Source organism: Rhizobium sp. Root708 (assembly GCF_001429725.1).
Taxonomy (GTDB): domain Bacteria; phylum Pseudomonadota; class Alphaproteobacteria; order Rhizobiales; family Rhizobiaceae; genus Rhizobium.
This window is the reverse complement of record NZ_LMHV01000001.1, coordinates 358,426-371,882: the sequence shown is the minus strand read 5'-3', so window position 1 is coordinate 371,882 and position 13,457 is coordinate 358,426. Positions and strand designations below refer to the sequence as shown.

At 59.3% G+C, this 13,457-nt stretch carries 13 protein-coding genes; 8 read left to right on the top strand and 5 right to left on the bottom strand.

What is annotated here, in order from left to right:
• Positions 1–3: 3 nt before the first annotated feature.
• The 3 genes from ASE04_RS01810 to ASE04_RS01800 form a co-directional block, all read right to left on the bottom strand.
• The gene (locus ASE04_RS01810; RefSeq protein ID WP_056810982.1) at positions 4–1,611 is read right to left on the bottom strand and encodes a carboxyl transferase domain-containing protein; all 1,608 of its coding nucleotides are present in this window, start codon (positions 1,609–1,611) and stop codon (positions 4–6) included.
• A 35-nt stretch (positions 1,612–1,646) separates the two neighbouring features.
• Positions 1,647–2,810 (bottom strand): isovaleryl-CoA dehydrogenase, encoded by a 1,164-nt coding sequence (locus ASE04_RS01805; protein WP_056810978.1) that lies wholly within the window; start codon positions 2,808–2,810, stop codon positions 1,647–1,649.
• A gap of 231 nt (positions 2,811–3,041) precedes the next feature.
• Positions 3,042–3,356, bottom strand: coding sequence for a DUF6074 family protein (locus ASE04_RS01800; RefSeq protein ID WP_056811313.1), 315 nt, complete (start codon positions 3,354–3,356; stop codon positions 3,042–3,044).
• A 165-nt stretch (positions 3,357–3,521) separates the two neighbouring features.
• Between ASE04_RS01800 and ASE04_RS01795 the strand changes: the two genes are divergently transcribed.
• From ASE04_RS01795 to ASE04_RS01780, 4 genes are read left to right on the top strand one after another with little or no spacing between them, the layout of a single operon-like run.
• The gene (locus ASE04_RS01795; RefSeq protein ID WP_056810975.1) at positions 3,522–4,166 is read left to right on the top strand and encodes a lysophospholipid acyltransferase family protein; all 645 of its coding nucleotides are present in this window, start codon (positions 3,522–3,524) and stop codon (positions 4,164–4,166) included.
• Positions 4,163–5,113, top strand: coding sequence for a phosphatidate cytidylyltransferase (locus ASE04_RS01790; protein WP_056810972.1), 951 nt, complete (start codon positions 4,163–4,165; stop codon positions 5,111–5,113). The genes ASE04_RS01795 and ASE04_RS01790 overlap by 4 nt, the downstream gene beginning before the upstream one ends.
• Positions 5,110–5,502, top strand: a complete 393-nt coding sequence (locus ASE04_RS01785; RefSeq protein WP_056810968.1) for a hypothetical protein — start codon at positions 5,110–5,112, stop codon at positions 5,500–5,502. Before ASE04_RS01790 ends, ASE04_RS01785 begins: the two co-directional genes overlap by 4 nt.
• Entirely contained in the window at positions 5,499–6,152 is a 654-nt protein-coding gene (locus ASE04_RS01780) for a CDP-alcohol phosphatidyltransferase family protein (RefSeq protein ID WP_056810964.1), read from the top strand. The genes ASE04_RS01785 and ASE04_RS01780 overlap by 4 nt, the downstream gene beginning before the upstream one ends.
• Before the next feature lie 156 nt (positions 6,153–6,308).
• On the opposite strand, the gene ASE04_RS01775 is transcribed toward ASE04_RS01780, so the two are convergent.
• Positions 6,309–7,076: a class I SAM-dependent methyltransferase gene (locus ASE04_RS01775; RefSeq protein WP_056810960.1), complete on the bottom strand. Its 768-nt coding sequence runs from the start codon at positions 7,074–7,076 to the stop codon at positions 6,309–6,311.
• 326 nt (positions 7,077–7,402) lie between these two features.
• On the opposite strand from ASE04_RS01775, the gene galE reads away from it, so the two are divergent.
• Together galE and ASE04_RS01765 are read left to right on the top strand one after the other, a co-directional pair.
• Complete coding sequence (gene galE / locus ASE04_RS01770; protein WP_056810958.1) at positions 7,403–8,386, top strand: UDP-glucose 4-epimerase GalE; 984 nt, start codon at positions 7,403–7,405, stop codon at positions 8,384–8,386.
• A 12-nt stretch (positions 8,387–8,398) separates the two neighbouring features.
• Positions 8,399–9,919, top strand: a complete 1,521-nt coding sequence (locus ASE04_RS01765) for an alkaline phosphatase family protein (RefSeq protein WP_056810955.1) — start codon at positions 8,399–8,401, stop codon at positions 9,917–9,919.
• Between the two features lie 4 nt (positions 9,920–9,923).
• Here the strand turns inward: ASE04_RS01765 and ASE04_RS01760 are convergent, their stop codons facing one another.
• The gene (locus ASE04_RS01760; protein ID WP_056810951.1) at positions 9,924–10,433 is read right to left on the bottom strand and encodes a DUF1993 domain-containing protein; all 510 of its coding nucleotides are present in this window, start codon (positions 10,431–10,433) and stop codon (positions 9,924–9,926) included.
• A gap of 261 nt (positions 10,434–10,694) precedes the next feature.
• Here ASE04_RS01760 and ASE04_RS01755 point away from each other — a divergent pair, with 261 nt between their 5' ends.
• Both ASE04_RS01755 and ASE04_RS01750 read left to right on the top strand, forming a co-directional pair.
• A complete protein-coding gene (locus tag ASE04_RS01755) occupies positions 10,695–11,744 on the top strand; it encodes a dipeptidase (protein WP_056810947.1) in 1,050 nt (349 codons plus the stop codon).
• 53 nt (positions 11,745–11,797) lie between these two features.
• The gene (locus ASE04_RS01750) at positions 11,798–13,441 is read left to right on the top strand and encodes an ABC transporter substrate-binding protein (protein ID WP_056810945.1); all 1,644 of its coding nucleotides are present in this window, start codon (positions 11,798–11,800) and stop codon (positions 13,439–13,441) included.
• Positions 13,442–13,457: the final 16 nt, after the last annotated feature.

Here is a 13,457-nt window from a genome sequence, read left to right as displayed (position 1 = left end):
ACCTCACATCCGAAACAGGCCGAAGCGCGTGTCTTCGATCGGAGCGTTGAGAGTAGCGGACAGCGAGAGGCCGATCACGTCACGGCTCTTCGCCGGGTCGATCACGCCATCGTCCCATAACCGCGCGGAGGCGTAAAGCGGGTGGCTCTGACGTTCGAAGAGGTCAAGCACGGGTTGCTTGAAAGCAGCCTCTTCATCCTGCGTCCAAGGCGTTCCGGCTCTGGAAAGGGCATCGCCCCGCACAGTTGCCAGTACGCCGGCGGCCTGTTCGCCTCCCATTACGGATATTCGGCTGTTCGGCCAACTCCACAGGAAACGCGGCGAGAACGCCCTTCCCGCCATCCCATAATTTCCAGCACCAAACGATCCACCGATCATCATCGTCAGCTTCGGGACGGCAGTCGTTGCGACGGCAGCAACGAGCTTTGCGCCATGCTTGGCGATCCCTTCGGTTTCGTATTTCCGGCCGACCATGAAGCCGGTGATGTTCTGGAGGAACAGGAGCGGTATCTTTCGTTGAGAGCACAGCTCAACGAAATGGGCGCCCTTGAGCGCGGATTCGGAAAATAGCACGCCATTGTTGGCGACCAGACCGACGGGCATGCCGTAGATATGGGCAAAGCCGCAGACGAGAGTTGTTCCATAGCGTGCTTTGAATTCGTCAAACCGGGACCCGTCCACGATACGCGCGATCACCTCGCGCACGTCGTAGGGCGTCCTGATATCGGCCGGTACGATTCCCGCAATCTCCGCGGGATCGTAAAGCGGCGCTTCGGCAGCCTGGAGTGTGACCGTTGCCTGCTTGCTGCGGTTCAAATTCGCGACGATGCGCCGAGCGATGGCGAGCGCGTGGGCGTCATCTCGGGCAAGGTGATCGGCGACGCCGGATAGCCGGGTGTGCACATCGCCGCCGCCGAGGTCTTCCGCCGACACGACTTCCCCCGTGGCCGCCCGCACCAGCGGCGGACCAGCCAGGAAAATAGTGCCCTGGGCCTGCACGATGATCGCTTCGTCGGACATTGCCGGCACATAGGCGCCGCCTGCCGTGCACGATCCCATGACAACCGAAATCTGCGGAATTCCGGCTGCCGACATGTTTGCCTGATTGAAGAAGATGCGGCCGAAATGCTCCCTGTCAGGGAAAACCTCGTCCTGGTTCGGCAGGTTGGCACCGCCGGAATCGACAAGATAGACGCAAGGCAGCCTGTTCTCTGCGGCAATCTCCTGGGCGCGCAGGTGCTTCTTGACGGTCATCGGGTAGTAGGTGCCGCCTTTGACCGTCGCATCATTGCAGACAATCATGCATTCGCAGCCCTCTACCCGACCGATTCCGGTGATCAGGCCGGCTGCGGGCGCCTCGCTGCCATACATGCCATGCGCGGCCGTGACACTGAACTCGAGGAAAGGCGTCGCCGGGTCGAGCAAGGCCGCGATTCGGTCTCGCGGAAGCATCTTCCCGCGCTTCACATGCCTGTCCCGCGCCGCTGCGCCGCCACCCAGCGCTGCCGCAGCCGCTGCTTCCTCGACGACCCTGATGGCCTCGGCCATGGCGGAGAGATTGGCGCGAAAGCCTTCGGAGTTCGGTGAGATTTGCGATTTGAGGGCCGTCATTTGCCACCGGATCTGGCCAAGGTGAATTTTCTAAATCACGCGGTTTCCGCGAAGAGTTCGCGGCCAATCAACATGCGTCGGATTTCAGAGGTGCCGGCGCCGATTTCATAGAGTTTGGCATCGCGCAGCAAACGGCCGGCCGGATAATCGTTGGTATAGCCGTTGCCGCCGAGCGTCTGTATGGCATCGAGCGCCATGAGGGTGGCCTTCTCGGCCGCGTAGAGAATGCAGCCTGCCGCATCCTTGCGGGTCGTCTCGCCACGGTCGCAAGCCGACGCGACGGCGTAGACGTAAGCGCGGGCGGCATTCATCGTCACGTACATGTCGGCCAGCTTACCCTGCATCAGCTGAAACTCGCCGATCGGCTGGCCGAACTGCTTTCTCTCGTGAAGATAGGGAACGACGACGTCCATACAGGCGGCCATGATTCCCAATGGACCGGCGGAAAGGACGACCCTCTCGTAATCCAGTCCGGACATCAGCACACGTACGCCGCCACCGACAGTGCCGAGCACGTTTTCCGCCGGCACCACGCAGTTCGAGAAGATCAATTCCGATGTATGGGAGCCCCGCATGCCGAGCTTGTCGAGCTTGGGCCCGGTCGAAAAACCGTCGAAGTCGCTTTCGACGAGGAACGCGGTGATGCCGCGTGGTCCGGCATCCTGATCGGTCTTGGCGTAGACCACGAGGATGTTGGCGTCAGGACCGTTGGTAATCCACATCTTGCTGCCGTTGAGCACATATTCGTCACCCCGCTTCTCGGCTTGAAGCCGCATCGAAACGACGTCGGATCCGGCTCCCGGCTCGGATATGGCAAGCGCCCCGACGTGCTCTCCCGAGACCAGCTTGGGCAGGTATCGTCCTTTTTGATCCGGCGTTCCGTTTCTGTTGATTTGGTTGACGCAGAGGTTCGAATGCGCGCCATAACTCAAGCCGACTGAGGCGGAGGCGCGGCTTATTTCTTCCATGGCGACACAGTGGGCGAGGTAGCCCTGCCCGCTGCCGCCATAATCTTCTGCCGTCGTAATGCCGAGCAGGCCCATCTCGCCCATTTCGCGCCAGAGCGACATCGGGAAGCTGTTCGCTGCATCCGATTGCGCGGCAAATGGTGCGATCCGGTCCGAAGCGAAGCGGCGAACGCTTTCGCGCAGGGCTTCCACCTCATCCGGCAATGAAAACTTCAAGCCACCCGAAAACATGCGCTTCCTCCCTGGTGCGGCGCAACTTACGGTTCAAGGCATGCGTTCTTCTCCCTCATCTTGCGCCGTGAGCAGCGGGAATGGTGAAGGTTTAGTATAGATTTTGGGCAGGAACTTTAAAATGGCAAGCAGGATCGGGCGCGGCGACACTCAATCTCGTCATAAAACTTGATGAGGGCGGCCCCATCCGCTGCGGTCGCGGAGGAGCTTTGCAAGCCATTGCGAGTCGTTTTAGCGCTTTACCGCGCGGCCAGCCCGGCTCTCTGCAATAGCTCGCGCCTGATAGCGCTTCATCAAATCGTTCTGAACCTCGGCCTGGAACACCAGTACCTGTTCGCGAACGTCGTCTTCGGAAAAGCCGAGCGCACTCAGTTCGTTTGCAAGACGGCGGCATTCCGTTTTCCAGAAAAGCACCGCATCCTCTCCGTGAAGGCGTTCGAGATCGGCGGCGCAGCGATCAATATCGCCGGCCCTCGAGGCCACGGGAAAAAGGACGATCTCGCTCGTGGTCATTGCCTTCAGGGTCTTCGTTGTTTTTGCCGACATCGATTCGTTCCGTTGTGTTCGCTCCATTCCTACTGAACCATGGTTAACGTTTTCCTCAGCGGCGGGGACGATTCCGCATGCCGCGCAGATCTCGGACAAGCCATCTTCCGATCAATCACGAAGAAGGCTACATATCGAGGTGGGGAAACGCGGGGGGCGAACGAATTGCGGAAATTGATCGCAAAACCAGCGGCGATTGCGATCGTCCTGTTTTCGCGTGCCATAACCGCGGTTCGCGCGATTTGGCCGGCCGAGGGTGTTTTTACGGGACAATGCGTCTATTTCGCCAATCACTCGAGCCACGGTGATTTCATTCTGGTCTGGGCGGTCCTGCCGCCGCGCCTGCGATCACGTGTTCGGCCCGTCGCGGGCGCCGAGTATTGGCTGAAATCCGCGATCAGTCGCTTTATCGGACGTGACGTCTTCGATGCCGTGCTGATCGAGCGCGACCGCGACACGCGCACCGGCGATCCCATCGAAATCATGTCGAGCGCCATCGATGCCGGCTCTTCCCTGATCCTCTTTCCAGAGGGCACGAGGAATCAGACAGACCAACTGCTGCAGCCCTTCAAAAGCGGTCTCTTTCACCTTGCGTACGCACGGCCGGATATTTCACTCGTGCCTGTCTGGATCAACAACCTCAACCGCGTGATGCCAAAAGGCGAGATCGTGCCAATCCCTCTCATCTGCACCGTTACCTTCGGCCAACCCATGCAACTCGCTTCCGGTGAGGCCAAGGAAGCCTTCCTCGAACGAGCGCGCTCGGCACTTCTCGATCTTTCGCCAAACACGCGAGGCGAAAACGCATGAGTGCTGTCGACTCCGATCTCGGGAAGCTCGTGTGCGGAATCCTTGCAATTCTCGTGGTTGCATCCATCGTCGGCTATATTCTGCAGCGCAAGTTTTCGTCCGATGGCTCGAATGCTTCGATCGAGAACCTGAATGCGCGCATCAAGGCCTGGTGGGTGATGGCCGTGCTGATCGGGCTCGCCTTTCTGGCCGGTCGCGTCGGCGTGCTGGTGCTGTTCGGCTTCTGCTCCTTTGCGGCGTTGCGTGAGTTCATCACGCTGACCCATACGCGTCGTGCCGACCACTGGGCTCTCGCCGCCGCGTTCTTCGTGGTGCTGCCGATCCAGTATTATCTGCTCTGGATGCATCAATACGGCATCTTCTCGATCTTCATACCGGTCTATGCATTTCTGCTGATGCCGATCATTTCGGTCCTTCGCGGCGACACCGAGCGGTTTCTCGATCGGATCGCCGAAACACAGTGGGCGTTGATGATCTGCGTCTTCTGCGCCTCGCATGTTCCCGCACTCCTGACGCTGAGCATACCCGGGTATGAAGGGCGGAACGTGCTGCTGATCGCGTTCCTGATCATCATCGTCCAGCTCAGCGACGTGCTTCAGTACGTTTGGGGCAAGCTGTTCGGGAAAACCAAGATTGCCCCGCGGCTGTCGCCGTCAAAAACGGTCGAAGGCTTCGTCGGCGGTGTCGCCAGCGCGACGCTGATCGGTGCGGGGTTGTGGTGGATCACGCCTTTCACGCCCGTGCAGGCAGGCCTGCTTGCGTTGATCATCACGATGATGGGCTTTTTCGGCGGTTTGGTGATGTCGGCGATCAAGCGGGATCGCGGCGTCAAGGATTGGGGCAACCTGATCGAAGGGCATGGCGGGCTGATCGACCGGTTGGATTCCGTGGTGTTCTCCGCGCCGATATTCTTCCACGTCGTTCGCTACTGGTGGTCTGCGACATGAGAGATAGCCTTGCTCGCGTCGCGAACAGCGCAGTCACGCACACTGCCTTCGCCTTCTTTGCAATGGGAAGCTGGGCTCTCTTTGCCAACCGAGCCCATCCCTTCCCCAAGGCTGTCACCGCAGCCGTCATCCAGGGGATCATCTCGGCCTGCCTGACACTTTTCCTGAAGACGGTTGTCGAAAGACTTTCCCGATCGTTCCAAGGACAGACCGCGTTGTGGGCGCCGCCGTTACTTGCCTGCCTCGGATCGAGCGCGATCCTCGCCACGATCCACCTGCTGAGCGGGACACCCGAGGTCTTGAAGACGATCGCCGTACCCTTGCTCGTGTCGACATCGTACGCGACGATCTACAACTACGCGCTTTATCGGAAAAGAGGGCTCGCATGACGGAGACTGGCGATCGGCGACCTTTGGCAAGCCGTGATACGCGCTGGGCGCAGCGCATCGCGCATTGGCTGGCGAAACGATCGATAACACCGAACCAGATATCCCAGGCAAGCATGCTGGCCGCAGCCATAGCGGGCGGCGCGTTCGCGCTATCTGGCGTGAGCGAAGGCGCTCCGCACGTCATCCTGCTTCTTGTGGCTGCAGGTTTTTGCCAAGTGCGACTGCTCTGCAATCTCTTTGACGGGATGGTCGCGGTGGAGGGCGGGAAAGGTGCGGCAGACGGGCCGTTCTGGAATGAATTCCCGGATCGCGTGGCGGATATCCTGATCCTTGTCGGAGCAGGGGCGGCGATCGGATCAATCGGTCTCGGCTGGGCCGCTGCCGCCTTTGCGGTGCTCACCGCCTATGTGCGGGAGCTCGGACGAGCGACCGGGCAACCGAGTGATTTTTCCGGCCCCATGGCGAAGCAGCACCGTATGGCTGTCGTGACGACCGGTGCCGTCATTTCGATTTTCGAACCGCTTTGGGGCAGTAGCGGTCTGGTGCTGTGGGTGGTTCTTTGGATTATCGCGTTGGGAGCCGGTGTAACCGCGCTCCGCCGAGGCCGAAATCTCGTGCGCGGCCTGAAAACCAAGGGCTCGGTGGCCTAGTATAACTTTACGCAGGCGTACCGGATTGGCGGAAAGTGTGCTTGCGGAAAGATAGGGTGCCAATAAAAGAGCTGCGTTGCTTCTCTTTTTCCCCGAAGCAGCCTTGGACTAGCCTCGCTTCGGCGAGGCATTTTTCCGACAAGCCCCCTCGAATTTCTATCGGTATGCTCTCTCGGAGAGGGCGGTTAGTCGCGCCTTGACCAATAGTTCATGGAGAATGCGCCGCCGCATCGGATTTTCGAGCCTAATTGCCTTTGCCCCAAGAAACTCGATTTCGATCTGCTCGAAAACGGCGAGATCCGCCGCGGTTTCAATGGCGTGAGCATAAAGGTCGTGGAAAGGCGTGCGGCATACGTAGGTCTTGTATTTCGTTATGCAGAAAGGCGAAAAAGCGCCCTCGGTCCGGCGCAGGAAGTCGGCAACGCCGACAGTCACTTCCGGCCATGTGGGATTGAACGTGTCGTCGAATACGATGATGCCGTGATCGGCGAGGCAGCCGGCTGCCAGCTTGCTGTCGGACGCGATGTGGTGGAGCAGATGACCTCCATCGACGCTGAAGAAGCGTACGGCGCCCACTTTCTTCGAGATGTCGCCGACCGTCAGAACGGTACTGTCGCTTTGAATGACGGTGTCTTCGTTCACCGTCAGGCCGAGGCGTCGCCCGTTCTCAAGAAAGTCCGCGTATTGTCCTTCGGCGACATCGAAAGAATCGATCGCAATAATCTCCTCGTCGTTTCCGCAGATGTAGCGAAGTAAGAAATAGGATCGTCCATAGTACACCCCGATCTCGGCGACGGCGCCTGCGAGATTTTCGGTGGCCTGGCAGCGCAATAGCGATAGAAAGACCAGCGCATCCGGCGGATCGATGTAACCGTTAACTGACTGCAGTGTGTGGAAGATGAACCTTCTGGCATCGCGATCCATGTTGAGTACCTGCGACAGTTGAAATCGACGTAGCTCAACTATGATTCATTTTAAAAGTGTCAAATTCAAACACAGCTATAACTATAGATCGACAGTCGTCGCTGACGCCGAGCTTTTTATTTCGTAAATGGCGCTGGTCGTTTGGTGAATGCTTTGACCGCCTTTGCCGATCCGGCCTTGGGACTGCGGATAATGGCGACGGAAGACTTTGCTAACCTCGCAAACCGCGAGATATCGCGCGTATCCGAAATGGCATCTTTTTTCTTTTTCTCGCCATCTCCTTCGCCTAAATCTCATTTGTTCGTCGCAACAACAGAAGGTGGTGCATGGCAGGTGAAACTGTTTTGGTCGTCGGGGGAGCCGGTTATATCGGCTCGCACACGTGTCTGGATCTCGCCAACAAGGGCTTCGTGCCCGTCGTATTCGACAATTTCTCGAATGGGCACCGCGAGTTCGTGAAATGGGGGGCCGTTGAAGAGGGCGATATTCGCGACAGGGCGCGGCTTGACGAGGTTCTCGCAAAGCATAAGCCCGCAGCCATTTTGCATTTCGCGGCGCTTATTGAAGTCGGCGAGTCGGTCAAGGACCCGGTCGCATTCTACGAGAACAACGTCGTCGGAACGCTGACCTTGCTTGCGGCCGCGCAGAATGCCGGCATCAAGGCTTTCGTTTTCTCGTCGACCTGCGCCACCTACGGCCTGCCGCAGACGGTGCCGCTGGATGAGAGCCACCAGCAGGTTCCAATCAATCCTTACGGCCGAACGAAGCATATCGTCGAACAGGCTCTGTCCGATTATGCCCAGTACACCGGCTTCCAATCGGTGATCTTGCGGTACTTCAATGCTGCCGGCGCCGATTTCGAGGGGCGCATCGGCGAATGGCATCAGCCTGAAACCCACGCGATACCCCTGGCAATCGATGCTGCACTGGGCCGCCGCCAGGGCTTCAAGGTCTTCGGCAGCGATTACGATACGCGTGACGGAACCTGTGTGCGTGACTACATCCATGTGCTCGATCTTGCCGATGCGCATGTGCGTGCCGTCGAGTATCTGTTGAGGGACGGGGAGTCCATCGCACTCAATCTCGGCACGGGCACGGGCACGACGGTGAAGGAATTGTTGTCGGCTATCGAAGAGGTGTCGGAACGTCCCTTCCCTGTCGAATATGTCGGTCGGCGTGAGGGAGACTCGACCACTCTCGTTGCCAACAACGACAAGGCGCGCGAAGTCCTGGGCTGGGTGCCGAAGCATGATCTCTCCCAGATCATCCGTTCCGCCTGGAACTGGCATTCAAAGTCAAACCATCACTGAGCGCGGCACGCCATGAGCAACAGGCCCAATGTTCTTCTGATCACGGCCGATCAGTGGCGTGGCGACTGCCTTTCCGCGGTTGGGCATCCTTGCGTGAAGACGCCGAACGTGGATGCCCTTGCCGCCGAGGGCACGTTGTTCGCAAGCCATTATGCGGGCGCAGCCCCCTGCTCACCGGCGCGTGCGACGCTCTACACCGGCCTCTACCAGATGAATCATCGCGTTTGCCGCAATGGTTCGCCTCTCGATGCCCGGTTTGACAATCTGGCTTTGGCGGCGCGACGCGCCGGATACGAGCCGACGCTGTTCGGATATACCGATACGGCACCGGATCCCAGGGAGCTCGCTCCCGGGGATCCGCATTTGACGACCTACGAAGGTCTTCTGCCGGGTTTCACCGCGCGGCAGCTGCTGCCCGAACATGAAAAACAATGGCTTTCCTGGCTGCGCGAACGCGGCCATGCCGATGCCCGCGATCGGAACGTCCACGTTCCGGTCGGAGCCACTCCTGGTCAGATATCGAACGCGGCGACGGCCTATTCGAAAGACGAGACGCAGACGGCCTTCCTTGCGGGCGAGTTCATTCGCTGGGTGGGTGAGCAGGACCGGCCGTGGTTCGCGCATGTTTCCTTCCTGCGTCCCCACCCGCCTTTTTCGGTGCCGGCGCCCTACAACGATATGTACGCACCGGAAGATGGGCCGGGCTTTTGCAGGGCGGCCGATCGCGAGACGGAGGAACGACAGCATCCCTATCTCGCCTATGCGATGCCGAGGATGGAACAAGGCAGCTTCGTCTATGGCGCTTCGGGTTCGGTCAGCGATTGGAACGCGAACCAATTCGAAGCCATCCGCGCAATCTACTATGGCATGATCGGCGAAGTGGACGCACAGCTTGGCCGGATTTGGAACGCTCTCAAGCAGTCCGAGGCATGGGACAATACACTCGTCATATTCACGTCGGATCACGCGGAAATGGCAGGCGATCACTGGGCGCTGGGCAAAGGCGGCTACTTTGACGACAGCTATCACATCCCGCTTGTTATCCGCGACCCCCAAATGAAGGCGATCGGAACGCCCGTCCAGGCGTTTACAAGTGCGGCCGATATCTTTCCGACACTCTGCGAGCGCTTAGGTCTTGTGCCGGGCAATTGGCTGGATGGCCGCTCGCTCATGCCATTCGTTTCAAATGGTGCGAACTCATCTTGGCGCGATGCGGCTTTCTGGGAGTTTGATTTCCGCGACGTCGTTCATCGGACCGCCGAAGATCATTTCGGCCTTCGTTCCAATGAATGCAATCTTGCTGTCATCAGGGACGCGCAGTTCAAGTTCGTGCATTTTGCTGCCTTGCCGCCGCTGCTCTTCGACCTCGCGAAGGATCCGATTGAGCTCAACAACGTCGCTGGGGAGGCCGCTTACGCGCCGGTGCGCCTGGCCTATGCGGAGAAGCTGCTTTCGCTGCGAGCCCGCCATCTGGACCAGACACTTGCATACACCGAGCTGACGGAAGCAGGGCCGGTGACCGTCCGGCCCTGAACGCTCAAGCGAAGCGGCCGAGGTAGTCCATTTTGCCGACGGCAACGCCCTGATTTCGCAGAATGGCGTGTGCCATAGAAATGTGAAAATAGAAGTTGGGCAGGGCAAAAGTCGCCAGATACTCGTCGCCACGGAAGGTGAACTTGTTGCCGCCAGGGGCGATCGTGACCTCGTTGGTTTCGGTACCTTCGAGCGCGCCCGGCGCAATCGTCGCGAGGTAGGAATTGGTCTTCGCGAGACGCTCGCGGAGATCGCCGATCGTGGTCTCGTTATCCTCGAACTTCGGCGCATCGGTTGCCGTCAGGCGTGCGATCGCGAGTTTGGCGCTGTCGGTTGCACGTTGGAACTGACCGGAAAACGGCAGCATGTCGGGCGCGAGACGCGCCGCTACTAGGTCGGAAGATGCGATGCCTTTTTCGGCGGCATGGCTTTCCGCCTTGTCCAGATAGGCTCCTAGAATGGTCAGGCCTCTTTGGAACAAGGGGACCGTGAGGCGATACATCGAAATAGGCATTTGTGTCTCCATGAGATGCCGGGGGGCTGCGGCAGCAGATATAGGGTGCGCGCGCTCTGTTTTAACGACGCACAGCAACATACCCCTGCTTATTTTCTTCGCCGTTTGCCGTTGATTTAGACGGCCCTTCGATCTGCGCGCGGCGGCAGGTAGTTCCGGGCTATCACGCTGAAAAAATTTCTCAAAAAAGGGGTGGCGTATTTTTTCAGCTTTTCTATTCTGCCGGCTTCGTATCGCCCGCCCGGGCACACAGGAACAGCAATGCAATTCGTATTCGACGGTCACAACGACGTTCTTCTTCGGCTTTGGACACATGAACGGGAAGGCGGCGATCCCGTCGCCGAATTTTCCAACGGCACCGATACCGGGCACATCGACGGCCCGCGGGCAAAGAAGGGCGGACTGGCCGGTGGCTTGTGCGCAATCTACGTGCCTTCGGGCGATCTGGTTTTTGCCGATCCCGACAAGAACGGTCACTATGTGACACGGCTTGCAGCGCCCCTGGAGCCGCTTTCCTCGCTGAAAATTGCCACCGAAATGGCAGCGATCGCGCTTCGCCTCGATCGGGCCGGCGCATGGCGGTTGTGCCGCACCGTCGAGGAAATCCGGCAAGCGATGTCGGATCAGGTCTTTGCCGCCGTCATGCACATGGAAGGCTGCGAGGCGATCGGGGCCGATCTTGCCGCGCTTGAGGTTTTCTATGCCGCGGGACTGAGGTCGCTTGGACCGGTCTGGAGCCGGCACAACATTTTCGGACATGGCGTACCGTTCGCGTTTCCGATGTCGCCGGATACGGCGCCGGGTCTGACGGACGCCGGCTTTGCGCTGGTGCGCGAGTGCAACCGTCTTGGGATCATGATCGATCTGGCGCACATCACGGAAAAGGGTTTCTGGGATGTCGCCAAGACCACGGACCAGCCACTGGTGACCAGCCACTCCAATGCTCACGCGCTGACGCCGGTCGCACGCAATCTCACCGACAAGCAGCTTGAAGCGATCAGAGAAAGCAAGGGCCTTGTCGGCGTAAATTATGCGACCGCCATGCTCCGCAAGGATGGCCGGTCCGACGGCGACACGCCGCTCAGCGATATGATCCGTCATATCGACTATTTGGTGGAGCGTGTCGGTATCGATTGCGTCTCTCTCGGTTCGGATTTCGATGGCGCGACAATTCCTGATGAAATCGGCGATGCCGCCGGCAATCAGAACCTGATTGCCGCGTTGAAGCGCGCTGGATATGGTGGTGAGGATCTTGAGAAATTAGCCAGCGGGAACTGGCTGAGAATCCTGGGTTCGGCGTGGGGAGAATAGGGCGCCGAAGCCAAGCATATTTATTTTCAATTAGAGCACAGGGGAACAAAACCATGATCATGACCAAATTTAACCGCAGTTTCCGGGCGCTTTCCGCAAGCGCCGCCTTGTCGATCCTCATGATCGCCGCTCCTGCAGCTTTCGCCGAAACGCCGAAAGACACGCTGGTCGAAGGCTTCGCGATCGACGACATTATCACCATGGATCCGGGCGAGGCTTTCGAGCTGTCGACGGCAGAAGTGACGAGCAACACCTATAGCCTTCTCGTTCGTCTCGACATGGCCGACACGTCCAAGGTCAAGGGAGACCTGGCAGATAGCTGGACGGTGTCGGATGACGGCCTCACCTACACTTTCAAGCTGAAGTCTGGCCTCAAGTTCGCATCGGGCAACCCGATCACCGCAGAAGATGTGGCGTGGTCGTTCGAGCGCGCCGTCAAGCTCGACAAGAGCCCCGCCTTCATCATCACCCAGTTCGGCATATCCGGCGACAACGTCAACGAGAAGGCCAAGGCGACCGACGAGAACACCTTCACCTTCACCGTCGACAAGCCCTACGCGCCGAGCTTCGTACTGAACTGCCTCACGGCAACGGTTGCCTCCGTCGTCGACAAGAAACTGGTGCTCGACCACGTCAAGCCGATCACACCGTCGGCTGACTACAAGTATGACAACGACTTCGGCAACGATTGGCTGAAGACCGGCTACGCCGGCTCCGGCGCCTTCAAGCTGCGCGAATGGCGTGCGAACGAAGTCGTCGTGCTCGAGCGCAACGACAACTACTATGGCGAGAAGGCCAAGCTCAATCGCGTCATCTATCGCTTCATGAAGGAAAGCTCGGCGCAGCGCCTGGCGCTTGAAGCCGGCGACATCGACATTGCCCGCAATCTTGAGCCGGGTGACCTCGACGCTGTCGCGAAGAACGCCGACCTTGCCAGCGAAAGCGCGCCGAAGGGCACCGTCTACTTCATCAGTCTGAACTCCAAGAACGAGAACCTGAAGAAGCCGGAAGTCCAGGAAGCCTTCAAGTACCTCGTCGATTACGACGCCATCGGCTCGACGCTGATCAAGGGTATCGGCGAGATCCACCAGACCTTCCTGCCGAAGGGCCAGCTCGGCGCTCTCGACGAGAACCCCTACAAGCTCGATGTCGCCAAGGCAAAGGAGCTGCTTGCCAAGGCCGGCCTGAAGGACGGCTTCTCGGTCACGATCGACGTCCGCAACACGCAGCCGGTCACCGGTATCGCCGAATCCATCCAGCAGTCGGTCGCCCAGGCCGGCATCAAGATGGACATCATCCCCGGCGACGGCAAGCAGACGCTGACCAAGTTCCGCGCCCGCACGCACGACATCTACATCGGCCAGTGGGGTTCGGACTACTTCGACCCGAACTCCAACGCCGACACCTTTACGTCCAACCCCGACAACTCGGACGCCGGCACGGTGAAGACGCTCGCTTGGCGCAACACCTTCGAAGCACCTGAGCTGGACAAGGAAGCCAAGGCAGCCCTGCTGGAGCGCGACAACGACAAGCGTGCGGCGATGTATCAGGACATTCAGAGGAAGTACCTGGCCAACAGCCCTTTCGTCTTTATCTTCCAGCAGACCGAAGTTGCCGGCTACCGCAAGGGCGTGACGAACTTCAAGCTTGGACCGAGCTTCGACACCAACTACGTCGGCCCGATCGGCAAGGAATGATCAGGCAGGACTGATC

Excerpts from the sequence above, each read along its gene's own strand:
- galE (WP_056810958.1), top strand. The coding sequence starts at position 7,403 with ATGGCAGGTGAAACTGTTTTGGTCGTCGGGGGAGCCGGTTATATCGGC.
- ASE04_RS01785 (WP_056810968.1), top strand. The coding sequence starts at position 5,110 with ATGAGAGATAGCCTTGCTCGCGTCGCGAACAGCGCAGTCACGCACACT.
- ASE04_RS01775 (WP_056810960.1), bottom strand. The coding sequence starts at position 7,076 with ATGGATCGCGATGCCAGAAGGTTCATCTTCCACACACTGCAGTCAGTT.
- ASE04_RS01750 (WP_056810945.1), top strand. The coding sequence starts at position 11,798 with ATGATCATGACCAAATTTAACCGCAGTTTCCGGGCGCTTTCCGCAAGC.
- ASE04_RS01805 (WP_056810978.1), bottom strand. The coding sequence starts at position 2,810 with ATGTTTTCGGGTGGCTTGAAGTTTTCATTGCCGGATGAGGTGGAAGCC.
- ASE04_RS01760 (WP_056810951.1), bottom strand. The coding sequence starts at position 10,433 with ATGCCTATTTCGATGTATCGCCTCACGGTCCCCTTGTTCCAAAGAGGC.
- ASE04_RS01790 (WP_056810972.1), top strand. The coding sequence starts at position 4,163 with ATGAGTGCTGTCGACTCCGATCTCGGGAAGCTCGTGTGCGGAATCCTT.
- ASE04_RS01765 (WP_056810955.1), top strand. The coding sequence starts at position 8,399 with ATGAGCAACAGGCCCAATGTTCTTCTGATCACGGCCGATCAGTGGCGT.
- ASE04_RS01755 (WP_056810947.1), top strand. The coding sequence starts at position 10,695 with ATGCAATTCGTATTCGACGGTCACAACGACGTTCTTCTTCGGCTTTGG.
- ASE04_RS01780 (WP_056810964.1), top strand. The coding sequence starts at position 5,499 with ATGACGGAGACTGGCGATCGGCGACCTTTGGCAAGCCGTGATACGCGC.
- ASE04_RS01800 (WP_056811313.1), bottom strand. The coding sequence starts at position 3,356 with ATGTCGGCAAAAACAACGAAGACCCTGAAGGCAATGACCACGAGCGAG.
- ASE04_RS01810 (WP_056810982.1), bottom strand. The coding sequence starts at position 1,611 with ATGACGGCCCTCAAATCGCAAATCTCACCGAACTCCGAAGGCTTTCGC.